Below are 21,233 nucleotides of genomic sequence, written 5' to 3'. Positions count from 1 at the left end.
AACCCCGCCCGGCTCGCGTCCGAGCGGCCGCCGCGTCCGCGACGCAGTCGCCAGCGGTGGTCGCTCGGACGCGAGCCACAAAGGGGCCGCGAACACCCAGCGCCGCAGGCGCTGGAAAAACCAACACAGCCCGGCTCGCGTCCGAGTGGCCGCCGCGTCCGCGACGAAGTCGCAAGCGGTGGTCGCTCGGGCGCGAGCCATAAGAGGGCCGCGAACACCCAGCGCCGCAGGCGCTGGAAAAACTACCGAGCGTGCTTTTCGATCAGGTCGCCGACCCGGGGCAGCGCCTCGATGACGTTCTTCTTCGCCGAAGAACGCATCGAGGAGTAGACCTTCTGCAGGGCAGGGCGGCTGGAGGCCTCGGCGCGAGCGTCGGTGACGGCGAGCAACGCCTCGGCGACCTCGTCGGACTTGGCGACGAGCAGGTCGGCGAACTTGCCGGTGCCCGACGCCGTGTACTCCTGCCAGAACGGCTCCAGCTGCGCGACCAGCTTGGGCGCCAACGACTCCAGCGCATCGGGCACGATGGACGGGCTGATCTTCTTGACCGCCGCGTAGCCACCCTTCACAGCCAGGCCGGACGCACCACCCTTGTCCGACACCTCGGCGTCGAGAACCTCGACGGCATCGGCAAGGAAAGCCGGGCGCTTCGCGTCGTCGAGCAGGGATTCAGACAGTGCTGCAACCACTTTCAGGTTCCTCCGGATCGGTATCGATGAACGAGCGAGGGCAACTATACGTGCCCGCGCCAGCATTCACCCGGCTACGGCTGCCACGGTAGCAACTCGACCATCAGACCTTCGCAGTCTGCGAGGAGATCGCCCTGCTCATCGAGCAATTCGGCGGTGATGAAAGTTTTTCGCCCTTCGATACGGTCGACCCTTCCGCGAACCGTCAGTTGCGTCTCCAGCGGAGTGATCTTGCGGTAGTTGACGTGAAGGTACGCGGTGCGGCTGATCGGCCGTCCGGCGTAATGCACGATCATGCCGAGCAGATCGTCGAACAGCAGCGGCAGCACGCCGCCGTGCGCGGCCCCGTTTCCGCCGAGATGGAAGCGGCGGAACACACCGGTCATCTCGATGCCGTCCGGGCCCGCCGAGACCACCTGCCACGGCAGCAGCAGAAGGCTTCCCCGCCCCGGCAATTCGACGGCGCGGCCCGCCGGGCCTTGCAATTCGGGCGCGCGGTAGGGCTCGAGCAGGTCGATCAGCTCACGAGCTTTGGCTTGCGCGGCCCCGAAGATCTCCTCCGGCGCGTCCACCGACACCGCGAGATCCTGCAACGTCCGCATGGCGTCTACGAATCCGCCGAAGTTCGGCCCGACCTTCGCGGCCGTGACCTTCGGGAACCCGCCGTGCTTCTCGTACCGGGATCGGTCCACCGCGCTCCGGTCGATAACCGGTTTCACTTGCTCGCTCATACCTGCACGGTAACGCGTGGTTTTACACCGTCAAATCGAGATCCCGGCGACCCGGCGAGACCAGCCGGGGTTCGGGGCCGCTCCATCGCGCCGCCCGCGTGCGAGACCGACGGCCCGCCCACCTCGCTCCGGCGCCGCTCACAGCCCCGACCACGACTTTCGAGCCCAGCGAGACCTAGCATTGCCCGGTGACGTTCAATCCGAAGCTGTGGCGCCCCGTTCCGGGATTCGAGAACCTGACCGACATCACCTATCACCGGCACATCGAGCAGGGCACCGTGCGTGTCGCGTTCGACCGGCCGGAGGTGCGCAACGCGTTCCGCCCGCACACGGTCGACGAACTCTACCGGGCGCTCGATCACGCGCGGATGACCTCGGACGTCGGCGCGGTGCTGCTCACCGGCAACGGCCCCAGCCCCAAGGACGGCGGCTGGGCCTTCTGCTCCGGCGGTGACCAGCGCATCCGCGGCCGTAGCGGATACCAGTACGCCAGCGGCGAGACGGCCGATACGGTCGACCAGGCCCGCGCCGGCCGCCTGCACATCCTCGAGGTGCAGCGGTTGATCCGCTTCATGCCGAAGGTGGTGATCGCGCTGGTGAACGGATGGGCCGCGGGCGGCGGGCACAGCCTGCACGTGGTCTGCGATCTCACCTTGGCCAGCCGCGAACACGCCCGGTTCAAGCAGACCGACGCCGACGTGGGCAGCTTCGACGGCGGCTACGGCAGCGCGTATCTGGCCAAGATGGTCGGCCAGAAGTTCGCCCGCGAGATCTTCTTCCTCGGCCGTCCCTACACCGCCGAGGAGATGCACCAGATGGGCGCGGTGAACAAGGTCGTCGACCACGCCGAACTGGAGGACGTCGCGCTGGAGTGGACCGCCGACATCAACGGCAAGTCTCCGCAGGCCCAGCGCATGCTGAAGTACGCGTTCAATTTGCTGGACGATGGTCTTGTGGGCCAGCAACTTTTCGCCGGCGAGGCGACGAGGATGGCCTACATGACCGACGAAGCCGTCGAAGGCCGCGACGCGTTCCTGCAGAAGCGCAAGCCGGACTGGACCCCCTACCCCTGGTACTTCTGATGGACATCCTCAGCAGCCGCATCATCCTTCGGCCCGCCGACTACGAGGCCACGCTCGCGTTCTATCGGGACGGGCTGGAACTGGCCATCGCGCGGGAGTATCCGGGCGGAACGGTGTTCTTCGCTGGACAGTCGCTGATCGAGGTGGCATCGCACGGCGGGTCGGGCCAGCCGTCGTCGTTCGACGGCGCGATCTGGCTTCAGGTGCGCGATGTGTCCGACGCGGCGGCGGAGCTGGCGCTCAAGGGCATCCCGATCGATCGGGCCCCGGTCGAGGAGCCGTGGGGTTTGCACGAGATGTGGGTGCGCGATCCCGACGGTGTGCCGATCGTTCTGGTCGAGGTCCCGCCGACCCATCCGATCCGGCGGGATACCCGCTGGCAGGAGTCCTAGCAACGGTTCCGTTCGGTAGTACGGCGGGCCGCACCGAGTTGCCAACGCGTCGAGCTGCGAGGACGATAACGCTCGGATGGCCACCCGACCGCCGACGTCCGGGCCGGCTGTGTCCGTGTCCCATCCGACGAGTGAATCGCAGTATCGATGCCTGTCGTACTTCAGCCCCGATCCCACCGGGTGGCCGCGCCACGGTCGCGCCACTCCGGCATACCGACCCGTTCCGCACGCGGCGGCGCGGGCATGACACGATCCCTATCGTGAGGGAGTGCAGCGAGCGAGCCATGGGGACTGCGGCTCTGGGCAGCACCGAGCCGGGCGAGCGGCGAGGCATGGCATGACCAAGAAACTGCGTACCTTGCCGATGCCGACCGGCTCCGGTCTCGGCGACGTCATGCCGCACCTGCGGGAGGCGCTGGAAGGTAGCGGGGCGGCCTGGCTCCCCATTCCCACCAGCGATCGGCGCGAGGCGAGACGCCTGAGCGACGCCTTGTCGCCGGGTGAGCCGATCGACGAGGACATCGCTCTGGTGGTGACCACCTCCGGCACCACAGGTGTGCCGAAGGGCGCGATGCTCAGCTCGGCGGCCCTCCGCGCGAGCGGCACCGCGACCCATGACCGGCTCGGCGGCCCCGGCAACTGGTTGCTGGCCCTTCCGACCCATCACATCGCCGGGATCCAGGTGCTGTTGCGCAGCATCCTGGCGGGAACCGAACCCACCGTGCTGGACGTGTCCGGCGGATTCCTGCCAGAGGCCCTCGCGGGCGCCATCTCGGGTATGCGCGGGGAGCGGCGCTACACCGCCCTGGTCCCGACCCAGTTGATCAAAGCCTTGGAGTCGCCTGTCGCCACCACCGCTCTGGCCGAGCTCGACGGCGTGCTGGTGGGCGGCGCGGCCACTCCCCTGCCGGTCTACGAGCGCGCGCGAGCGGCGGGAATCACCGTGGTGCGTACCTACGGCATGAGCGAGACCTGCGGCGGCTGCGTCTACGACGGCGTGCCGCTGGAGGGCACGAAAGTCCGGATCGAAGACGGCAGGGTGGTGCTGGGCGGCGCGATGATCGCCTCGGGCTACCGCAATCAGCCCGACCATCCCGCCTTCGCCGAGCCGGGCTGGTTCCGCACCGAGGACGCGGGCACCTTCGACAACGGCGTCCTGAGCATCACCGGGCGGCTGGACGAGGCGATCACCACCGGAGGCCTGCTGGTGATCCCGCAGGTGGTCGAGGCCGTGCTGATCAACCACCCGACCATCAGCGAAGTGGTCGTCCTCGGCCTGCCCGACGAACGGCTCGGCCAGCACGTCGCCGTCGCGGTGATCCCCGCCCCCGGCGCCACGCCCAGCCTGTCCGAGCTACGCGAGTACGTCGCCGCCGAACTGGACTCCATCGCCGCCCCCCGCGAACTGGCGATCCTCGACGAGTTCCCGCTGCGCGGCCCCGGCAAGCCCGACCGCGCCAAGCTCCGCGAATACCTGCTGGCCGACTCGAACCGCTAACGGATCACCGGGCAGCGGCCACCACCGGCCTCCCCGCGGCGACGCCGCCTGCCTCCTGAGCGCCGGTGGTCAACGACCCCCGACGCAAGCCACGAGAGGGCCGCGACGCAGCCGCGGCCGATGTGACAGCGCTGCGCAAGAGCGGTGCAAGTGCGGGCATCCACAGTTGTCCACATGACTTCTTTCGCACCAACTTCAGCGCTCGCCGTCGAGGCGGACGGCCTGGTCAAGGTGTTCGGGGAACAGCGGGCCGTCGACGGCGTGAGCCTGGCGGTGCCGCAGGGCTCGGTGTACGGCGTGCTCGGACCGAACGGCGCAGGCAAGACCACGACCATCCGGATGCTCGCGACCCTGTTGCGACCGGACGGCGGCACCGGACGCATCTTCGGCCACGACGTGGTCGCCGAGCCGACGGCCGTCCGCTCGCTCATCGGCGTCACGGGGCAGTACGCCTCGGTCGACGAGGACCTGAGCGCCACCGAGAACCTGATCGTCTTCTCTCGCCTGCTCGGCCTCGGCCGGGTAGAGGCCAGGCGCAAGGCGGCCGAACTGCTGGAGGAATTCGATCTCACCGAGGCGGCGGACAAGCCGCTGCGGCATTTCTCCGGCGGCATGCGGCGCAGGCTCGACCTGGCGGCCAGTCTCATCGCGACGCCGCCGCTGCTGTTCCTCGACGAACCGACGACCGGCCTCGACCCGCGCACCCGCGCCCAGATGTGGGACACCATCCGCCGCCTCGTCCGCGAGGGCGCGACGGTGCTGCTCACCACGCAATACCTGGACGAGGCCGACCAGCTGGCCGACCGGATCGCGGTGATCGACCACGGCAAGGTGATCGCCGACGGCACGGCCGACGAACTGAAGGCTTCCGTGGGCGGTTCGTCGCTGCATCTGACTCTGGTCGATCGCGGCCAGCTCGACGAAGCCCGTCGCATCATCGGCGATTTCCTCGGCGCGGAAGCGCAGATCACGCCGGAGGCGGGGCGACTCACCGCGCCGCTGACCGACGCGGGCGTCACCGCTGATCTGCTGATCCGCCTGCGGGAGTGGGAAATCGGCGTGGACGAGATCACCGTGACCAAGCCCAGCCTGGACGAGGTCTTCCTCACCATCACCGGCCACCCCGCCGACGACACCACCGACGATTCCGCGAAAAGCGCGGCATGAGCGTCCGGACCACAGGCGTCAGCCTGTGTGACCACCCCGGAGCCGGCCGAGAAGGAGCACGACCATGACCACCATCACCGCGACCGAAACGCGCCGAACGGCGCCGACGAACATTCCCGAAGTGAGCAACCGCGTCCCGCTGGTCCAGGCGGCGGCGAACTCGTTCACCATGGCCTACCGCGGCCTGCTGAAGATCAAGCACAAGCCCGAGCAGCTGTTCGACGTGACGATCCAGCCGATCCTGTTCACCGCCTTGTTCGCCTACATCTTCGGCGGCGCCATCGGCGGCAGCGTGCAGGACTACCTGCCGGTCCTGATCCCCGGCATCCTGGTGCAGACCGTGGTGCTCACCTCGGTCGTCACCGGCACCCAGTTGCGCGAGGACATGGACAAGGGCGTCTTCGACCGGTTCAAGTCCCTGCCGATCGCCCGCATCTCGGCGCTGGCCGGCGCCCTGCTGGCGGATATGGTGCGCTACGCCCTCGCCACCGTGCTCACCATCGTCGTCGGCATCGCCATCGGTTATCGCCCTGATGGCGGTGTGCTCGGGGTCGTCGCGGCGGGTCTGGTCATCGTCTTCTGCTCGTTCGCGATCAGCTGGATCTGGGCGCTGGTCGGGGTCACCGGCAAGAGCGCGGCGGGCGTGCAGGGCATCTCGATGATGATCATGTTCCCGCTGACCTTCATGTCCGGCGCCTTCGCGCTGGTGAGCACGATGCCGGGCTGGATGCAGGGCCTCAACCACGTGAACCCGGTGTACTACATGGTGAACGCGTGCCGAGGGTTGATGAACGGCGCCGCCTTCGGCAGCGATCTGGCGTGGTCGTTGCTCGGCTCGCTGGTCGTCATCGCGATCTTCGCGCCGCTCACGGTCCGGGCGTACATGCGCCGGGCGTGAGTTTTCCGGCAGGAGCGGGCCGGGTGACCTTGTCACCCGGCCCGCTTTCGTATCCCCGCGAGAGTCAGTGCGCGTCGGCCAGGCTTGCGAGCATCCGCATGATGCGATCCGCGGACTCGGTGCGGCGCAGGTGGCCGAGGCGGCGGCGGGCTTCGTCGACCCGCTCCGCGCCGAGTTTCGCGATCGCCGCGTCCAGGTGCCGTTGCCACCGCATCGAGGGGTAGTCCTGTCGGCACAAGACGTTCGGAGCCAGGATCAGCATGTCCAGACCCACGGGGGCCGCACGATCGACGGCGATGAGGTAGGAGCCGATCGCACAGGCGACGGCGCCGATCTGCGGCAGGTCCCGGTACTGCGACATCATCGGTACGGCGATCTCGGCCAGCTGCGCGGACAGGCCCGCGCTCCGGTCGGCGGCGCCGTGCAGCACCCGCGCGTCCAGCGCCGCCGCGGCCAGCATCAGGGCGCCGGGCCCCGGATTGAGGAAGTTGTTGTCCGGCCAGCCGAACAGCTCCAGCGCGCGCTCGTAGCGAGCGAACCCGCCTGCGATATCCCCCTCCGCGAGCGCGACTTCCGCCGAACTCTGCATCACGGTGGACAGCAGCCGATTCTGCCCGAAGGACGCGTTGTCCAGGTCCGGCGTGCCGAACACGATGGCGAGGTCCCGCCGGGCCTGCTCGAGTTCGCCCGCGCCGACCAGCGCGCCCACCAGATAGCTGTGGATTTCCACGGTGTCCTCGTAGGCGCCGAGCCGTTGCAGCACTTCGAGCGCGCGGCGGTAGTAGGTCACCGCTTCGGCGTACTGGGCGACCTGCCCGCAGACCTGGCCGAGGTGCCTGGACACCATGGCCACGCTCCAGACGTTGTCGCGCCCGAGGACGTGCAACGCCTTGTCCGCGTCGAGGGTGGAGCCGCGCACGTCACCGAGGTTCTCGCGGATGTTGGCCCGCAACAGCAGCGCCGAGGCCCTGGTCTCGGGATCGGGCGAGCGCACCGCCTCGGCGAGCAGCCTGCTGAGCCCGCGCCCGTCGGCTCTGGTGAGCACGACACGGCCGACGAAGCGAATGGTCTCGCTGACCTCCGAGCAGGAGCGCAGCAATCGGCGCACGCGCTGACGCAGCCGCGCGAGTTCCCTGGTGCCGCCGTCGGTGTAGGCGAGATGCAGGAGGGTCATCTGATAGGTGACGAGCACGAGGTCCGGACGTGGCCCGTCCTGGCCGAAGTCGGCCACCTCCAATTCGATGACCCGCTCGGCCCACGCGATCACTTCCGAATGCGATCCGCGAATCAACCACAGCGTGCCGACGACCGGAAACACCGTGTATGCCGTTGCCGCGTCGCGTCGTTCGATGGCGCAGCGCAGCGCGGCGAGCAAGTTGTCCAGCTCCGCCGCGAGGGCCAGCGCGAGGTGGAACTGATCGCCGGTCATGTACCGGCCCGCCACGTCGTCGGCGTAGTCCTTGGCCCACCGCATCATCCGGGTGTCGACCGTTTCCGGCTCCCCCGCCGTGGCGGTCAGCTGCTCTTCACCGTATTCCCGCACCGTCTCCAGCATCCGGTACCGGGTGCCGAGCGTCTCGTCGTCCAGCACGGTGAGCAGCGATTGGTTGACCAGGCCGTCGACGGCCGCGGCGACGTCGGTCACGTCGGCTCCGCCCGCGACCGCCTCGGCCGCCGACAGCGTGAAACCGGCCGGGAACCGGCACAACCGGCGCAGTGTCGCCTGCTGTTCGGTGTCGAGCAGATTCCAGCTCCAGTCGATCACCGCGTGCAGCGTGCGGTGGCGTTCGGGCGAACTGCGGTCGCCGTGGCGCAGCAGCGCGAACCGATCGGCCAGCCGCTCGTTGATCTCCTCGACGCTCATCACGCGCACCCGGGCCGCGGCCAGCTCGATGGCCAGCGGCAGCCCGTCGAGGGTGTGGCACAGCTGGGCGACCACGTCCGGATCCAGCCGGACGCCGGGCCGCACCGCCCTCGCCCGCGCGGCGAACAGCTCGGTGGCGGGTGAGCCGGCCGGATGGATGGTCAGCGGCGGCAGGGGATACACCGTCTCGGCCGTGATGGTCAGCGGCGAACGGCTCGTGGTGAGCACGGTCAGCCGGGGCGCGGCGCCGATCAGATCGGCGACCACCACGGCGACGGCGTCGATCAGGTGCTCACAGTTGTCCAGGATCAGCAGCATCGCGCGGGCCGACACCGCGTCGTGCAGCCGTCTGCGCAGATCGACGGGCTGCCCGGATCGCAGCGTCGCGGTGTCGAAGGTGACCTCGCTGAGCCCGAGCACCGCGGCGATCGCCGCCTCGATCTCGACCCTGGCGTCGTCGCCGTCGGCCCGCACCGAGGCCAGCTCGACCAGCGCGACCGGACAGGTGGCCGCCGCCTGCCAGCCGATCTCGTTGGCGACCCTGGTCTTGCCCGCACCGCCGGGACCGAGCACGGTCACCACCCGGGCATCGCGGAGCAGTTCGGTCAACGCGGTGATATCGGCGGCCCGGCCGAGCAGCGCGTTGGGCGCGGCGCGCAGGCCGATGGCGGCGAGGTGCGGTGTCTGCGGTACGTCCTGCGCCCGGAGACCGTCGTCGGTCGCCGAGTTGCCCGAGCGCTGCGCGGCGCGCCCCACCCGCTCCCCGCGCAGGATCGCGGTGTGGATCTCCGTCAGCGCCGGTCCCGGGTCGGTGCCGAGTTCCTCGGCCAACCGGGAGCGGAAAGCGGCGAACGATTCCACCGCCTCGTTGGGCCGTCCGGCCGCGGCCAGCAGGCGCATCAGGGTTTGCTGCGCGGGCTCGTCCAGCGGTTCGGCGGCGGCGCGCAGCCGGGCGAGGCCCAGAGCGCCGTCGATGTCGCCGCCGTCCTCGCGTGCGGTGAGTTCGAGTTCGTCGAGTTCGGCCAGACGCCGTCCGGCCGCGGCCCGCAGCTCGTCGGAGAGATCGCCCGGCGGCAGATCGGCGCCAGGATCCCCGCGCCACAGCGCCCGCGCTTCCGCGATCCGGGCCAGGCATCCCGGGAGGTCGCCCGCCGCGTGCAGTTCGCGCGCCCGCGCCACCCGCTCGCCCACCGAGGACAAGTCGACCTGGTCGGCGCCGAGGGTCAACCGGTAGCCGGCCGGACCGATCTCCAGCGCGCCCTCCGGCAGCGCCGACCGCAGCCGGGAGACCTGCGTGTGCAGCGCGTTCATCGGCGAACGCGGCGGCTGTTCGCCCCAGACCTCCTCGATCAGGGCCTGCGCGCCTCGGCTGCGGCCTGGCCGCAGGGCCAGGGCGGTGAGCAGGAGCCGGGAGCGTGCACCCGGCAAGGGCGTCAGCAGGCCGTCCCGGCGCAGCGCGACCTCGCCCAGCAGGGCCACCACGACCGATTCGCCTGCGGGCGTCGTCACTGCTCGACTGTGGCCGTGCGGGCCGCTGTGCTCCGGAAACATCCCGCGGTCATCGTAGGCGAGCGGGCCGGAGAAGCTCGACACGAATTCTTTGCCGCCACTGCGAGCGGTCGGTCGCATAGTGTGACCCCCATGGCTGAGTTCGAGGTGGTCCGATCGGCCGTGATCACGGCCGACCCCGCGCGCGTGCACGGGCTGATCAACGATTTCCGCAAGTGGGTCGAGTGGTCGCCGTGGGAGGACCTCGACCCGCAACTGCAGCGCAGCTATTCCGGCGCGGAATCCGGGGTCGGCGCGCGTTACGCCTGGAGCGGCAACCGCAAGGCCGGAGCGGGCAGCATGGAGATCGTCGGCAGCGCCGACCGGGAGATCGGCGTGCGGCTGGAGTTCTTGAAGCCGATGAAGGCCACCAACATGGTGACCTTCACGCTGGATCCGGTCGAGACCGGCACCGAGGTGACCTGGCGGATGACCGGGCAGCAGACCGGTCTGATGAGTGTCATCGGCAGGTTCATTCCGATGGACAAGTTCGTCGGCCGGGATTTCGAAAAGGGACTCGCACGGATGCAGGAGGCGGTGATGGCCGGAACGGCCTGATCGCGGCGGCCATGCGTGGGCTGACGACGGACTCCGTCCGGCTGCGCCGATTATGCGTACCTCCGCCTTCGCTGCGGCCATGCGCGTAGCTGACGACGAACTCCGTCCGGCTGCGCCGATTATGCTGCGAACATGGCTACTGCAGCGCAATGGATCGAGGGCGCGCGACCACGTACCCTGCCGAACGCGATCGCCCCGGTGCTCGCCGGCACCGGCGCCGCCGCGTCGATCGATGGCGCGGTGTGGTGGAAAGCGATTCTCGCGCTGCTCGTTTCGCTGGCGCTGATCATCGGCGTGAACTACGCCAACGACTACTCCGACGGTGTCCGCGGCACCGATGACGTCCGGGTCGGCCCGCTGCGCCTGGTCGGGCAGAAGCTGGCCTCGCCCACGGCGGTGAAGACGGCCGCGATCGTCAGCTTGGTCGTCGGAGCCGTCTTCGGCTTGGCGCTGGTGTTGACCAGCGCTTGGTGGCTGCTGCTGATCGGCGCGGCCTGCCTGGCGGGCGCCTGGTACTACACCGGCGGGAGCAAGCCCTATGGCTACAGCGGATTCGGCGAGGTCGCGGTCTTCGTCTTCTTCGGTTTGATCGCCGTGCTCGGCACCCAATTCGTGCAGGCGGGCCGGATCGACTGGGTCGGCGCGCTGCTCGCGATCGGGGTAGGCGCGTTCTCCAGCGCCGTGCTCGTCGCGAACAACCTGCGCGACATCCCCACCGACACCGATTCCGGGAAAGTCACGCTCGCGGTGAAACTCGGCGACCCACGCACCCGCACGCTGCACCTGGTGCTGCTCACCGTGCCGTTCCTCGCGACGTTGGCGCTGGCCGCCCGCACGCCGTTGGCGCTGGCCGGACTGCTCGCGATTCCGCTCGCCGTGCGCGCCAACGCGCCGGTGCGCGGCGGCAAAGGCGGTCTGGAACTGATTCCCGCGCTGCGTGATTCCGGCTTGGCGCTGCTGGCCTGGTCGGCGATCACGGCGCTGGCGGTCGGGCTGGGTTAGCGCGCCCGGCCGCGCGGATCGAGCCGACCACGTGGGCCCGCTCACGCGAAGCGCGACGAAGCGTCGCGCGTTCGCGCCCGCGCGGACTAATCCTCGTCCGGGACCAGGATGCCGAGCACCCAGTTCACGATCGAGACGATGATGCCGCCGAACACCGCGGCCCAGAAACCCTCCACGCGCAGGCCGTAATCGGTGAACGCTTCGGTGATCTCGGCGGTCAGCCACAGCATGAGCGCGTTGATCAGCAGCAGGAACAGGCCGAGCGTCACGATCACCAGCGGTAGCGACAACAGCTTCACGATCGGCTTGACCAGGGCGTTCACCACCGTGAAAACCGCGGCCACGGCGAGAACAACCCCGATCTTGGCGCCGTTGCCGCCCTCGGGGGCGAGAATGTCGATCTTGTCGACCCAGAAGGCCGCCAGCCAGATGGCCACCGCGTTGATGATCAACCGAATCACGAGCTGCATGGCCCAATGCTAGGCGTCGGACGCGGACATGCGCCGCCGAAGAACTCGAACTACAGCGGCGCATGTCCGCCCGCTCAAGCCGCACGGTCGAGCAGGGCGTGCACCTTGGGCCGCAATTCGCCGATCGCGGCGGAACCGCCGAACAGGCGCTCCGTCGTCTGGTTCGGGGCGCGCAGTATGCCGAGCAGCATGTGCCCCGACTCGATGGTTTTGTCCTTGCGGCCCAACGCCTCACGCAGGGCGAGCTCGAGCACCTTCTTCGCGTCCTTCGTGAACGGAATGTGCCCGTAGTACCCGCCGCGGCTCCAAGGGAACGGGCCGCGGCGCGGGTCCGGCGCGGCCCGGTCGAGCGCGTCTTCGCCGAAATGCGCTTCCAGCGACTCACGGACGGCGTCCAGATCGATGCCGATGGAGCGCAAGGCCTCGGCGTCCTCGGGGCCGAGGGGTATCCCGTTGCCCTGTTCGGCCAGCGCGCGGCGCACGCCGTCGCGCGTGAGCCCCGCTTCGGCGAGCAACGTCGTCAACTCCGGCTCGGCCTGCGCGAGCACGCCGAGCAATACGTGCTCCACCTCGATATTCGACGCGTGGAGTTCGCGCGCGTCCTCTTGGGCGACGACGATCGCCGTGCGCGCAGACCTGCTGAACCGCTCGAACATCAGCGGATCCTGCCTTTCCGGTTGTACTTCTGGTGCACTGCCTGCTTGCTGACCTCGAGCGCCTCCGCGATCGCCTGCCACGACCAGCCCTGAGCACGGGCGTTGGCCACCTGGATCGCCTCGAGACGTTCGAGCAGCCTGCGTAGCGCGAGCACCGCGCGCAGCCCGACCTTGGGATCAGGGCTGCCCGCGGCCGCCGCGAGTGTGGTTGCTTCCGTCATGTCGTCAATTTTGATTGACGATCGCGCGCGATGTCAACAAAAATTGACGAACCAGGACGCGACAGAGCCCCGTTCCGCTTTTAGGCGAACGACGAACCCCTACCCGGGGCGTGAACCGATCAGGCGTCCCAGATTCCGGTCGCCACGAACTTCTCCAACACGGCGGTGGGCTCCGCGAGCTCCAGACCCTGGGACGCCACCCACCCGTCGTCGAAATACGTTCCGGCGTAGCGATCCCCGCCGTCACACAGCAGGGTGACCACGCTGCCGCCGCGGCCATCGGACAGCATCTCGGCGATCAACGCGAAAACGCCCCACAGGTTGGTACCGGTCGATCCGCCGACCCGGCGGCCGAGCCGCGCGCTCGCGAACCGCGCCGCCGCGATGGACGCCGCGTCGGGCACCTCGAACATGCGGTCCACGATCTGACCGACGAACGAGGGCTCCACCCGCGGGCGGCCGATGCCTTCGATCCGGGAGGGCATCCCGGTCTGATAGCCCGCGTCCCCCGTCTCGTAGCCGCCGTAGAAGGCGGAGTTCTCCGGATCGACCACGGCCAGCTTGGTCGCGTGCCTGCGGTACCGGATGTAGCGGCCGATGGTGGCACTGGTCCCGCCCGTGCCCGCGCCGACCACGATCCACTCCGGCACCGGATTGGTCTCCAGCGCCATCTGCTGGAAGATCGATTCGGCGATGTTGTTGTTGCCGCGCCAGTCGGTCGCGCGCTCGGCGTGGGTGAACTGGTCCATGTAGTGCCCGCCGCATTCGGCCGCGAGCCGCGCCGCCTCGGTGTACATGTCCGGCGGACGGCGCACGAAATGACAGCGACCGCCCTGCGCCTCGATCAGCGCGATCTTCTGCGGGGAGGTGCTCGCGGGCATCACCGCGACGAAGTCCAAGCCGAGCAGCTTCGCGAAATAGGCCTCGCTGACCGCCGTCGAACCCGACGACGCCTCCACCACGGTCGTCCCCTCGGTGACCCAGCCGTTGCAGATCGCGTACAGGAACAGCGAGCGGGCCAGGCGGTGCTTGAGGCTGCCGGTGATGTGGGTGGACTCGTCCTTCAGGTAGAGCTGGATGTTCCACTCGGCGGGCAGCGGGTAGCGCAGCAAGTGGGTGTCCGCGCTGCGCTGGGTGTCGGCGTCGATCAGCCGCACCGCGTTGTCGACCCACTCGCGCGGCGCGGTGTGATCGCAGGACTTCACGCGGACGTCCCCGACTCCGGCCCAGCGGGCGGCTCCTCGCCGCGCAGCCGCGCCCGTAGCTCGGCCTTGTCCCGGCGCCTGCGCTCGTCGACCAGGGCGATGTCCTCGTTCACCTTGGTTCGCAGCCGCTTGAACAGCACCAGCGACAGCGGCATCGCGATGATGAGCGCGAACAAGGCGGCGACCACGATGGGGATGTCCACTGACACCAGCCGTGCGGCGAGCACGATCAGCGCGGCGAGCACTACCACGAGACCCAACCTGGCGACGGTGTAAAGGGCCAAATTGCAGGCCAGACGACGACCAGCGCCAGCCGTTTGCTGTCCGGAAGCACCTTTTGGTGGATTCGCGTCACGCACATCCCTCAGCCTATGCGAAGCTGTTGCCCGCCCCCGGTGCACGCCCAACAGCCGGGGGTGGGGCGCGCATCCGATTTGTCTATTACCTCCCCTTTACCAACTGTAGGTGGTTCGAGTACCTAGGGGTTTCAGTGCGACGATGGCGCCATCTGATGAGGGAACTGTCGAGAACGGAGAGGTTTGCTATGACTGCGATCACCGTCGGCGGCCAGGACACCCTGCTGACTCCGGGCCAGGTTGCTGCCCTGTTCCACGTCGACCCCAAGACCGTGACGCGCTGGGCTCACGCCGGGCGCCTCGGGTCGCTGCGCACACCGGGCGGACATCGCCGGTTTCGCGAATCGGAAGTACTCCAGCTGCTCAAGTCGCTGACCACCGAGGCGACCGCAGCACGCTGATCGCAGGGCGCGCGGACCTGTCGTGCTCGGGTCCGCGCTCGCCCGCAGACCATTTTCGCGTCTGCGGTGTGCTGGAGTCACGTCCGCGGCTACCCTCGTAACCAGGAGGTGAGCGACGTGACGTACCTGTTGGCACTCATCGCGGTGGTGGCAATAGCGGTGTTGTGCTGGAAGGCGTTCGGCCCCGAGCGGACTGGACCCACTGCCCCGCAGACGCGTTCACCACAGCGCAAGCGCGTCATCGGACCCGACGACGACCCGGAGTTCCTCTGGCGACTATCCCGCCAGCACCGTGACGGCGAGTCCGGTTCCGCCGAGCGCTGAGCTTCGCATCATCCGCGCGATAGCACGCGTCCAGCGGTATTCGGCGTTCGCGCGTTCTTTCTCGCTCTGCCGTGGGTCGAACCTTCAACGCCACGGCGATCGACAACCCGGTCCGGGGGCGGCAGGCGCGCTGCGGTGCGCCTGCCGCCCCCGATCCGCGGTATCGATCAGGGCTCGCCGTTGACGACCGCCATCAGCGCGTCCATGAACGGCTGCCCGCCCTGGATGGCCCCGCCCGCGATCGCGCCGACGACCAGGCCGATCGGGCCGGTGATGATGCTGAAGAAGCCGAGGCCGATCAAGGCCCCGAGCAGTCCGCCGAGCAGCGCGCCGCCGACCACGCCGACCACGTTCTGGTTCAATTCGGCGATGAGCCGGTTCATCGAGCTGATCGGCTGCATCTCGCCGATCTCCTTGGCGCCTGCCACTGGGGTGAGCGCCAGACGCCGTCCGCCGTCGCTGATTTCGTGCGCGACCGACAGCTTGCTGCCGGAAACCTGGAAGGTCAGCGGCACTTCGGCCACCACGGCTCCGGTGTCGGAGGTCAACTCGATCTTGGTGCCGTCGCCGGCCACCGCGAAGGCGCCGTGTTCGACGGCGGTGGTGATGGCTCCGGTCTCGCGGGAGACCGTGGTGTGGTAGTCGACGCCCTGCTCTACACCGGTTGTCGTGATCTCACGCTCCGGTTCCACGGGTTGCGCGTTCGCGGCCCCCGCTGTGATGCCCACTGCGGCAACCGCACCGAGCGCAATGGCGGCAATAGTGCCGAACTTCATTCTGGAATTCCTTCTCACCGAGACACCGGCTCCGGAGGCCGGATGGCGTGTGACTGTACAGCGCCCGTGACTTGTTTCCAGACTTGACGACCGGCACACATGATCCAGCGGTTCGTTATCCGATTGTGATCACTCGGGCCGCCGATGGCGGCACCCAGGTGAATTCCCATGGCGGATCACTGCTCCCGGGAAGGAAAACTCGACGCGGACGTGCCGCGTAGTGTAAGCATGGCGTGGTCTTCGATACGCAAGATTCACAACTTCGGGTCGCTAGGTGGGTTCGAAGGGTTTACAGCTCTGGAGGACATGACGTGTCGCGCCAACGTGTCCGCGCCGGTATCACCCTGGCCGCCTTCATGGTCGGGACCGGGGTGGCGGCCACTCTCGTGGTCGTCGCCGCGCTGTCGATGTCCGGTCCGGCCGACGAGCCGGCCAAGGCCGCCGCCCAAGCCACTGCCGCCTCGACCGCATCGACGCCCCCGCCGACCACCGAAGAGCCGCTGCCGACCACCACGGAGGCATTGCCCACCACGTCGGCGCTGCGCGGCGCGTCGAACAAGAGCGCGACGAGCATGCAGGTGAACATCGGCGATTGCGTGCAGCTCGGCGGCGCGGGCGCGATCGACAAAACTGCTTGTGGCAGCTCGAATTCGGTCTACAAGGTGATCGAGAAGGCGCCGGCTGGCGCCACATGCCCCACCGACGCCGACCACACCTACAACGAGACCTTGCACGGGGCGACACAGGCCGCGCTGTGCCTGGACATCGACTGGGTCGTCGGCGGTTGCATGGAATTGACCCCCGGCAGCCCCAAGCGCCTCGACTGCGCCGCCCACACCCCGGGCGCGGTCCGGGTGATCGACATCAAGCAGAACACCGTGGACGTCAACGCCTGCGGCTCGGCCGACAGCGGAATCGTTTATCAGCAGCGACATTTCGTCGTCTGCGTGGCCCGCCTGTAGGGCTCCGTACGCGCGTACCACACGCCGCGAGCGCACGACACGGCCGCCTACACGGGCTTATTAACAGACATGCGAAGTCTTGTGTCCCTTAAGGCGCCGAGGCTCGAAACGTTATTCGTTCTGCCGGTGAATATTTCGGCATGTTGCCGCGAAACTATGCCACGATCCGAAGTCGTTCCCGCTTATTTCGAGCTCCACAATCTGAAACGTCCGCATTCAATTCTTTTGGCGCAGACGTGCCAATAAAAACCCCATAATTCCGCGAAATAGTTGCCCCTCAGGCCGCGTCGTTCAACGACAGCCCCATCAGCACCGCGTCCCACACCTCGCCGCTGCGCCGCCGGTAGTGCGAGCGCAACACGCCCTCGACCTCGAACCCGGCTCGGTCGTTGAGCGCCTGACGAGTATCGGTAGCTCCCGTAGCCTCGGGACATGAGCACAGATCTCGGGGAACGCTTGCGGTCTGTTCGCAAGCGGAGCGGTCTGACCCAACGTGAACTCGCCCAGAGTTCAGGAGTATCACTATCTCTGATTCGCAAGATCGAACAGGGCGAGCGCGACGACACTCGCATTCAGACGCTTCGACGGCTGGCCGTGGCGATGGGCTGCCCGCTCTCGGCGCTACTCGGCCCCACCCCTGGCCGACCCGAGACCGAGGGCGGTGAACTCTGGCTTCCTACCCGGCGGGCTCTCGTGTCGATCGCGGACGGACACGCGGCCGAAACTCCCGCCGAGCGGAGCATGATCGAATCACTGGTCGCGGCCGTGAAGCTCTACCACGACAACGAATACGAGCAGTTGAGTCGGCTACTTCCCCACCTGATCCTCGACGGACGCGCCGCGACGCCGCTCATGCGCTCCCGGATTCTGCAATTGGTCGGGTCGGTGCTGGTCCAGACTCGGCAACTCCAGTCCGCGAGGACCGCACTCGAACAGTCGCTGAGGGACGCGGAGTCGACCGGGAACGTACTCGACGCCGCGTCGGCAGTGATCACTCTGTGCTGGCTGCTACTCGTGGAACGACAGTTCGAGCAGGTCCGCACCTTGGCGGTGTCGTGGGCGGACCGTATCGAACCGCGCCTGTCGGTTGCCACAACACGTGAACTGTCGACGTGGGGGTGGTTGCTGTTGCGCGGCTCAGCCGCGGCAATACGAGACAACCGACCGGACGAAGCAGACGACATGATGCGCCTGGCGAACGCGGCAGCCGCAGCGGTCAACCGAGACTCAGGGAGTTATCACCAATACTGGACGACGTTCGGGCCAGCCACGGTCGCCATGAAGCGAGTTGAGAATGCGATCGTGGACGACCGTCCCGACCTCGCGTTGCGGCTGGCCCGAGACGTACCACCGGGGCTGCGCCCGACCTCCGACAACCGCAACAGACATCTGCTCGACGTCGCCGCGGCACACATCGAACTCCGAAGTTATGACACCGCGTTCGACGTGCTGGTTCAGCTTTCCCGTGAGGCCCGACCGTGGCTGATCGAACAGCGGTCCGCTAAGGATTTGCTGGGCCGGATCATCTCCAGACGACGCACCCTGACTCCTGAGATGCGAGATCTCGCAGATCTCCTGCGACTGGAGTACTGAGATTTCCACTCCGAATGGCACTTTCGCTGGATCGTTTGCCGAGAGTGCCATTGTTGGACAGCCTCTCCGCCTGTGACGCTTTCCCCGGCCCCGACGCCGGGGTGAGCCGGCCGCCTTCGTCATCTCGGCCGCGCCAGGACAGACGTGAACGCTGGCTGGTGCTATGCCCTCGGCGTCGGGTGCTTTCCAATCGGATTGCAGGGAGGCGCAGGGGATGGATGCGAGCAGTCGGCAGGGGTTGTATTCGGCGGGGACGGCCGAATTCCGGCGGATCGCGGTGTATTTGAAAGACGAGTCGATACCGTTGCGCGGCGCGCTGGCACGCGCGGAAGGCGCACTGGCTATCGGGCTGCGGTGCGTGGCTGTCGCAGGTGCCGACGCGGTCGGTGATCAGGCCACGATCGCGATGCTGGCCCGTCGCCACGGGTACACGCCGGCTGCCACGTACGTGGTTGCGCCGGGCACTGCGCCGCTGGTCGCGGCAGCGAACGTGCTCGAGATGGTGCACGTGGCCCGCGCGGGTGCGGTGATCGTCCCTGGGATGGCGCACCTGGGCGGATCGGTCCCGGCGGAGTTCACGCGGGTGTGCAGCGTGATCATGCCGGGGCACGTGATGCTCGGCCGCGCGCTGTACGCGACGCCGCCGGTGTCCGGGGACGCTGAGGCGCAGGGATGAGCGCGGCGGGCATGGGCGGTTTCGATCTGACCACACCGAACGGGCGGTGCGCGTTCTACCGGCTGGTCTGCCAGCTCCCGGCCGAGGTAGACCCCGTCGCCCTAGGCCGCATCGTGGTGCGGGCGGGTTCGATGGTCTGGGGTGTGTCGGTACCCGAGCCGTTGGGCCGGGCAGTGACGGACCGCTTACGAAGCGGCGGACACGGTCTCGGCCCGATCATCACGCACCCGCATTCCCTGACCTGGACCTTTCTGGTACGACCTGATCTGCCGGACGAACCCCGAATCTTCGCGAGCCTGTTCCGCGATCGCGTGAAGGTGATCCGCGACGGCGGCTTGATCGCACTCCCGTCCCCGGCCGACAGCAACACCACATATCGCGCATGGCTCGAGCCACCCCGCGACACCTACCGCCCCTCAGGACGTCTGGTGGTGGAAACGGTACGCGCGTGCCTGCTCGCACGAGCGGTCAGGACGAGCCGATGAACCGACACGGGGAACCGATCGAACCCCAACCGAATCCGCCGGTCTCATGACCGGTCCCGCCCAATCACCGCACCCGGAGGAACCCGACGTACACCTGTCGGTCTACCTGTACGACCAACGAATGGACTTCGCCGCATGCCTGACCGCCGCACTGATTTTCGTCCAGGACTGGAACGCCCGCCACCGCCCCGGCGCGGTAACCGTCCTCCCCGGCAACCCCACCGGCCTCCCCCGCCTCCCCAACGAACGGCTCTACCTCGAATGTTGATCAGGCCGCCCGTGCCCCCACTCCGATCCACCGATTCGGCAGTGTCATGCACAGGCGCCGTTCTGCTATGTAGGCGGCCCGCCGACGGTTACGCGACCCCTAATATCGGGCCCTCGCAGGCGGCCTGGCAGCGTCCGCCACACCCGTGACGGTGAGGCCGAGCCGCCGCAATTCCTCGATCGCTACCTCTGGTCGGTCTCGCACGGCAGCCGCTGTTTGCCTGCGCCGCCACTCTTCTCGGCCCTCAGCCACTTCGGCCTCCCATCCGTCCCGCCCCGCCACGCGACAGTCGCGGATGAGAAACTCGATGAAGTCCTCGACACATGGGCGAAAGCGGTCCCCGCCGGTAGGAACATGGATTGACTGAATCGCAGCAGGTGTCGGATGGCCAGTCTGTGACAACAGATAAGTGAAGAGCCCACTCTCAGCGTGCACGTGGACGTGCGAACACGGCACCGTATGAGCGTCGCGAACGTACTCGATCCGCGCGATCGGCTTCTTGCCACGCTTTTCCAAGAGCTGGAATGTGGACTTGTGCACAGCGAGATGACGCCCAGACCGGTCGAACGTCAGCTCGAATCCGAGTTTGACGTGACCTATTGCAGGACTGCCCAGCTCAGCATGGATACTCTGCTGATACGCGAATGCATAGCGGCCGCCTTTCGGCGAGGCCTCCACCGTCAGCTGATCCGAGCTAGGGCTGCCTTCCAGGCACATCAGAGCCCTTGTCGAGACATCCAGGGCGAACCGCTTGGCCTGCTCCTCGAGACCGGTGTCCTTGCTCACGCATCCTCGAGAAGGAACTCGATGGACCGCAGCTCATCCCACGCCGCCAATTCCTCTGGCGTCAGGGTGTATTGAGCCGCGAGCTCCCCGATCTCCTCTCGCGTCATCCCGACGCGGCGCAAGACCTCGCGGTGTCGTTGACGAAGTTCCTCAGACGTGCTGTGTTCGACCGTAACGGTCATCGGCGACTTACCCTCCCTGCTTCGTCGACCATCTCCGTTCATTATGCACGCACCTCGCTCTCTGATCGGGGATCGAGGCAATCTGGTTCTACCAGCGGCGACCGACAGGTTGGATGACGTCGAACCTCCTGGCTTCAGGTGGCATCTCAGGGTCTCAGTCGGCCAGTCACCGAAACGCATGGAGCCGACCCCGATCGTGTCATTCGCACCGAGAGGGTTGCGGTAGCGCGGTGCCTACGGCGATTCGAAACCTACAGCGGATTCGGTACGGCGCGGTGCAGGGGGTGACGGGACCCCGTTGATCGGTCCACCGTGAGTGTGAGTCGGTTATCGGTGGATGCAGGCAGCAGCGTAGCCCGCGGGGGTTTGATAGCCCAGGGCTGAGTGCCTGCGGTGGTGGTTGTAGTCGTCCTTCCAGTCGCTGATCACGACGCGGGCTTGGG

General features: G+C 67.9%; 26 protein-coding genes. 14 read left to right on the top strand and 12 right to left on the bottom strand.

Annotation, left to right across the window (positions count from 1 at the left end):
* Nucleotides 1-242: 242 nt before the first annotated feature.
* Both ACWDMM_RS33295 and ACWDMM_RS33290 read right to left on the bottom strand, forming a co-directional pair.
* Nucleotides 243-689 (bottom strand): DUF6918 family protein, encoded by a 447-nt coding sequence (locus tag ACWDMM_RS33295; RefSeq protein ID WP_195083105.1) that lies wholly within the window; start codon nt 687-689, stop codon nt 243-245.
* A 74-nt stretch (nt 690-763) separates the two neighbouring features.
* Entirely contained in the window at nt 764-1,420 is a 657-nt protein-coding gene (locus ACWDMM_RS33290) for a PaaI family thioesterase (protein WP_195083106.1), read from the bottom strand.
* A gap of 188 nt (nt 1,421-1,608) precedes the next feature.
* Here ACWDMM_RS33290 and ACWDMM_RS33285 point away from each other — a divergent pair, with 188 nt between their 5' ends.
* The 5 genes from ACWDMM_RS33285 (at nt 1,609) to ACWDMM_RS33265 (ending at nt 6,457) form a co-directional block, all read left to right on the top strand.
* Nucleotides 1,609-2,502, top strand: a complete 894-nt coding sequence (locus tag ACWDMM_RS33285; RefSeq protein ID WP_067810427.1) for a 1,4-dihydroxy-2-naphthoyl-CoA synthase — start codon at nt 1,609-1,611, stop codon at nt 2,500-2,502.
* Nucleotides 2,502-2,894, top strand: a complete 393-nt coding sequence (locus ACWDMM_RS33280; RefSeq protein ID WP_357112950.1) for a VOC family protein — start codon at nt 2,502-2,504, stop codon at nt 2,892-2,894. Before ACWDMM_RS33285 ends, ACWDMM_RS33280 begins: the two co-directional genes overlap by 1 nt.
* 337 nt (nt 2,895-3,231) lie before the next feature.
* On the top strand, nt 3,232-4,392 hold the full coding sequence (menE, locus tag ACWDMM_RS33275; RefSeq protein ID WP_195083108.1) for an o-succinylbenzoate--CoA ligase: 1,161 nt from the start codon (nt 3,232-3,234) through the stop codon (nt 4,390-4,392).
* Between the two features lie 174 nt (nt 4,393-4,566).
* Nucleotides 4,567-5,559, top strand: coding sequence for an ATP-binding cassette domain-containing protein (locus ACWDMM_RS33270; protein WP_357207499.1), 993 nt, complete (start codon nt 4,567-4,569; stop codon nt 5,557-5,559).
* 64 nt (nt 5,560-5,623) lie between these two features.
* Nucleotides 5,624-6,457: an ABC transporter permease gene (locus tag ACWDMM_RS33265; protein WP_195083110.1), complete on the top strand. Its 834-nt coding sequence runs from the start codon at nt 5,624-5,626 to the stop codon at nt 6,455-6,457.
* 64 nt (nt 6,458-6,521) lie between these two features.
* On the opposite strand, the gene ACWDMM_RS33260 is transcribed toward ACWDMM_RS33265, so the two are convergent.
* On the bottom strand, nt 6,522-9,830 hold the full coding sequence (locus tag ACWDMM_RS33260; protein WP_323124672.1) for a BTAD domain-containing putative transcriptional regulator: 3,309 nt from the start codon (nt 9,828-9,830) through the stop codon (nt 6,522-6,524).
* 132 nt (nt 9,831-9,962) lie between these two features.
* Here ACWDMM_RS33260 and ACWDMM_RS33255 point away from each other — a divergent pair, with 132 nt between their 5' ends.
* Together ACWDMM_RS33255 and ACWDMM_RS33250 are read left to right on the top strand one after the other, a co-directional pair.
* Nucleotides 9,963-10,427: an SRPBCC family protein gene (locus ACWDMM_RS33255; RefSeq protein ID WP_195083111.1), complete on the top strand. Its 465-nt coding sequence runs from the start codon at nt 9,963-9,965 to the stop codon at nt 10,425-10,427.
* A 132-nt stretch (nt 10,428-10,559) separates the two neighbouring features.
* Nucleotides 10,560-11,429, top strand: a complete 870-nt coding sequence (locus ACWDMM_RS33250) for a 1,4-dihydroxy-2-naphthoate polyprenyltransferase (protein WP_449941466.1) — start codon at nt 10,560-10,562, stop codon at nt 11,427-11,429.
* Between the two features lie 86 nt (nt 11,430-11,515).
* On the opposite strand, the gene ACWDMM_RS33245 is transcribed toward ACWDMM_RS33250, so the two are convergent.
* From ACWDMM_RS33245 to ACWDMM_RS33225, 5 genes are all read right to left on the bottom strand, one after another.
* Nucleotides 11,516-11,899 carry a phage holin family protein gene (locus tag ACWDMM_RS33245; protein WP_195083113.1) on the bottom strand — a complete coding sequence of 128 codons (384 nt, stop codon included), beginning with the start codon at nt 11,897-11,899 and terminating at the stop codon, nt 11,516-11,518.
* A 74-nt stretch (nt 11,900-11,973) separates the two neighbouring features.
* The gene (locus ACWDMM_RS33240) at nt 11,974-12,555 is read right to left on the bottom strand and encodes a Clp protease N-terminal domain-containing protein (RefSeq protein ID WP_195083114.1); all 582 of its coding nucleotides are present in this window, start codon (nt 12,553-12,555) and stop codon (nt 11,974-11,976) included.
* The gene (locus tag ACWDMM_RS33235; protein WP_067810393.1) at nt 12,555-12,776 is read right to left on the bottom strand and encodes a helix-turn-helix domain-containing protein; all 222 of its coding nucleotides are present in this window, start codon (nt 12,774-12,776) and stop codon (nt 12,555-12,557) included. Before ACWDMM_RS33235 ends, ACWDMM_RS33240 begins: the two co-directional genes overlap by 1 nt.
* 119 nt (nt 12,777-12,895) lie before the next feature.
* Nucleotides 12,896-13,981 carry an L-cysteine desulfhydrase Cds1 gene (locus tag ACWDMM_RS33230; protein ID WP_195083115.1) on the bottom strand — a complete coding sequence of 362 codons (1,086 nt, stop codon included), beginning with the start codon at nt 13,979-13,981 and terminating at the stop codon, nt 12,896-12,898.
* Complete coding sequence (locus ACWDMM_RS33225; protein WP_449941460.1) at nt 13,978-14,340, bottom strand: DUF4229 domain-containing protein; 363 nt, start codon at nt 14,338-14,340, stop codon at nt 13,978-13,980. Before ACWDMM_RS33225 ends, ACWDMM_RS33230 begins: the two co-directional genes overlap by 4 nt.
* A 185-nt stretch (nt 14,341-14,525) precedes the next feature.
* Between ACWDMM_RS33225 and ACWDMM_RS33220 the strand changes: the two genes are divergently transcribed.
* A complete protein-coding gene (locus ACWDMM_RS33220; RefSeq protein WP_039802103.1) occupies nt 14,526-14,738 on the top strand; it encodes a BldC family transcriptional regulator in 213 nt (70 codons plus the stop codon).
* A 117-nt stretch (nt 14,739-14,855) separates the two neighbouring features.
* The gene (locus ACWDMM_RS33215) at nt 14,856-15,062 is read left to right on the top strand and encodes a hypothetical protein (protein ID WP_043733248.1); all 207 of its coding nucleotides are present in this window, start codon (nt 14,856-14,858) and stop codon (nt 15,060-15,062) included.
* A 167-nt stretch (nt 15,063-15,229) separates the two neighbouring features.
* On the opposite strand, the gene ACWDMM_RS33210 is transcribed toward ACWDMM_RS33215, so the two are convergent.
* Nucleotides 15,230-15,838: a hypothetical protein gene (locus ACWDMM_RS33210; RefSeq protein ID WP_357207492.1), complete on the bottom strand. Its 609-nt coding sequence runs from the start codon at nt 15,836-15,838 to the stop codon at nt 15,230-15,232.
* A gap of 311 nt (nt 15,839-16,149) precedes the next feature.
* On the opposite strand from ACWDMM_RS33210, the gene lppU reads away from it, so the two are divergent.
* The 5 genes from lppU to ACWDMM_RS33185 all read left to right on the top strand — a co-directional run bounded on the left by lppU (nt 16,150) and on the right by ACWDMM_RS33185 (nt 19,822).
* Complete coding sequence (gene lppU / locus ACWDMM_RS33205) at nt 16,150-16,800, top strand: LppU family putative lipoprotein (protein WP_449941456.1); 651 nt, start codon at nt 16,150-16,152, stop codon at nt 16,798-16,800.
* Nucleotides 16,801-17,232: 432 nt separating this feature from the next.
* The gene (locus ACWDMM_RS33200) at nt 17,233-18,393 is read left to right on the top strand and encodes a helix-turn-helix domain-containing protein (protein WP_195083118.1); all 1,161 of its coding nucleotides are present in this window, start codon (nt 17,233-17,235) and stop codon (nt 18,391-18,393) included.
* A gap of 214 nt (nt 18,394-18,607) precedes the next feature.
* Entirely contained in the window at nt 18,608-19,069 is a 462-nt protein-coding gene (locus ACWDMM_RS33195; RefSeq protein ID WP_449941454.1) for a hypothetical protein, read from the top strand.
* Entirely contained in the window at nt 19,066-19,554 is a 489-nt protein-coding gene (locus tag ACWDMM_RS33190; RefSeq protein WP_449941452.1) for a DNA-directed RNA polymerase subunit beta, read from the top strand. The genes ACWDMM_RS33195 and ACWDMM_RS33190 overlap by 4 nt, the downstream gene beginning before the upstream one ends.
* A gap of 46 nt (nt 19,555-19,600) precedes the next feature.
* Entirely contained in the window at nt 19,601-19,822 is a 222-nt protein-coding gene (locus ACWDMM_RS33185; RefSeq protein WP_449941449.1) for a hypothetical protein, read from the top strand.
* A 99-nt stretch (nt 19,823-19,921) separates the two neighbouring features.
* Here the strand turns inward: ACWDMM_RS33185 and ACWDMM_RS33180 are convergent, their stop codons facing one another.
* From ACWDMM_RS33180 to ACWDMM_RS33170, 3 genes are all read right to left on the bottom strand, one after another.
* Nucleotides 19,922-20,608 (bottom strand): hypothetical protein, encoded by a 687-nt coding sequence (locus tag ACWDMM_RS33180; RefSeq protein ID WP_357112963.1) that lies wholly within the window; start codon nt 20,606-20,608, stop codon nt 19,922-19,924.
* Nucleotides 20,605-20,790 carry a hypothetical protein gene (locus ACWDMM_RS33175; protein ID WP_195083120.1) on the bottom strand — a complete coding sequence of 62 codons (186 nt, stop codon included), beginning with the start codon at nt 20,788-20,790 and terminating at the stop codon, nt 20,605-20,607. The genes ACWDMM_RS33180 and ACWDMM_RS33175 overlap by 4 nt, the downstream gene beginning before the upstream one ends.
* A gap of 327 nt (nt 20,791-21,117) precedes the next feature.
* Nucleotides 21,118-21,219 (bottom strand): integrase core domain-containing protein, encoded by a 102-nt coding sequence (locus tag ACWDMM_RS33170; protein ID WP_449941475.1) that lies wholly within the window; start codon nt 21,217-21,219, stop codon nt 21,118-21,120.
* Nucleotides 21,220-21,233: the final 14 nt, after the last annotated feature.

It is taken from the genome of Nocardia sp. NPDC003726 (genome assembly GCF_053586955.1).
This window is presented reverse-complemented; position numbering and strand designations above follow the sequence as displayed.

Excerpts from the sequence above, each read along its gene's own strand:
- ACWDMM_RS33290 (WP_195083106.1), bottom strand. The coding sequence starts at position 1,420 with ATGAGCGAGCAAGTGAAACCGGTTATCGACCGGAGCGCGGTGGACCGA.
- ACWDMM_RS33280 (WP_357112950.1), top strand. The coding sequence starts at position 2,502 with ATGGACATCCTCAGCAGCCGCATCATCCTTCGGCCCGCCGACTACGAG.
- menE (WP_195083108.1), top strand. The coding sequence starts at position 3,232 with ATGACCAAGAAACTGCGTACCTTGCCGATGCCGACCGGCTCCGGTCTC.
- ACWDMM_RS33270 (WP_357207499.1), top strand. The coding sequence starts at position 4,567 with ATGACTTCTTTCGCACCAACTTCAGCGCTCGCCGTCGAGGCGGACGGC.
- ACWDMM_RS33265 (WP_195083110.1), top strand. The coding sequence starts at position 5,624 with ATGACCACCATCACCGCGACCGAAACGCGCCGAACGGCGCCGACGAAC.
- ACWDMM_RS33255 (WP_195083111.1), top strand. The coding sequence starts at position 9,963 with ATGGCTGAGTTCGAGGTGGTCCGATCGGCCGTGATCACGGCCGACCCC.
- ACWDMM_RS33250 (WP_449941466.1), top strand. The coding sequence starts at position 10,560 with ATGGCTACTGCAGCGCAATGGATCGAGGGCGCGCGACCACGTACCCTG.
- ACWDMM_RS33245 (WP_195083113.1), bottom strand. The coding sequence starts at position 11,899 with ATGCAGCTCGTGATTCGGTTGATCATCAACGCGGTGGCCATCTGGCTG.
- ACWDMM_RS33240 (WP_195083114.1), bottom strand. The coding sequence starts at position 12,555 with ATGTTCGAGCGGTTCAGCAGGTCTGCGCGCACGGCGATCGTCGTCGCC.
- ACWDMM_RS33235 (WP_067810393.1), bottom strand. The coding sequence starts at position 12,776 with ATGACGGAAGCAACCACACTCGCGGCGGCCGCGGGCAGCCCTGATCCC.
- ACWDMM_RS33220 (WP_039802103.1), top strand. The coding sequence starts at position 14,526 with ATGACTGCGATCACCGTCGGCGGCCAGGACACCCTGCTGACTCCGGGC.
- ACWDMM_RS33210 (WP_357207492.1), bottom strand. The coding sequence starts at position 15,838 with ATGAAGTTCGGCACTATTGCCGCCATTGCGCTCGGTGCGGTTGCCGCA.
- ACWDMM_RS33200 (WP_195083118.1), top strand. The coding sequence starts at position 17,233 with ATGAGCACAGATCTCGGGGAACGCTTGCGGTCTGTTCGCAAGCGGAGC.
- ACWDMM_RS33195 (WP_449941454.1), top strand. The coding sequence starts at position 18,608 with ATGGATGCGAGCAGTCGGCAGGGGTTGTATTCGGCGGGGACGGCCGAA.
- ACWDMM_RS33190 (WP_449941452.1), top strand. The coding sequence starts at position 19,066 with ATGAGCGCGGCGGGCATGGGCGGTTTCGATCTGACCACACCGAACGGG.
- ACWDMM_RS33185 (WP_449941449.1), top strand. The coding sequence starts at position 19,601 with ATGACCGGTCCCGCCCAATCACCGCACCCGGAGGAACCCGACGTACAC.
- ACWDMM_RS33175 (WP_195083120.1), bottom strand. The coding sequence starts at position 20,790 with ATGACCGTTACGGTCGAACACAGCACGTCTGAGGAACTTCGTCAACGA.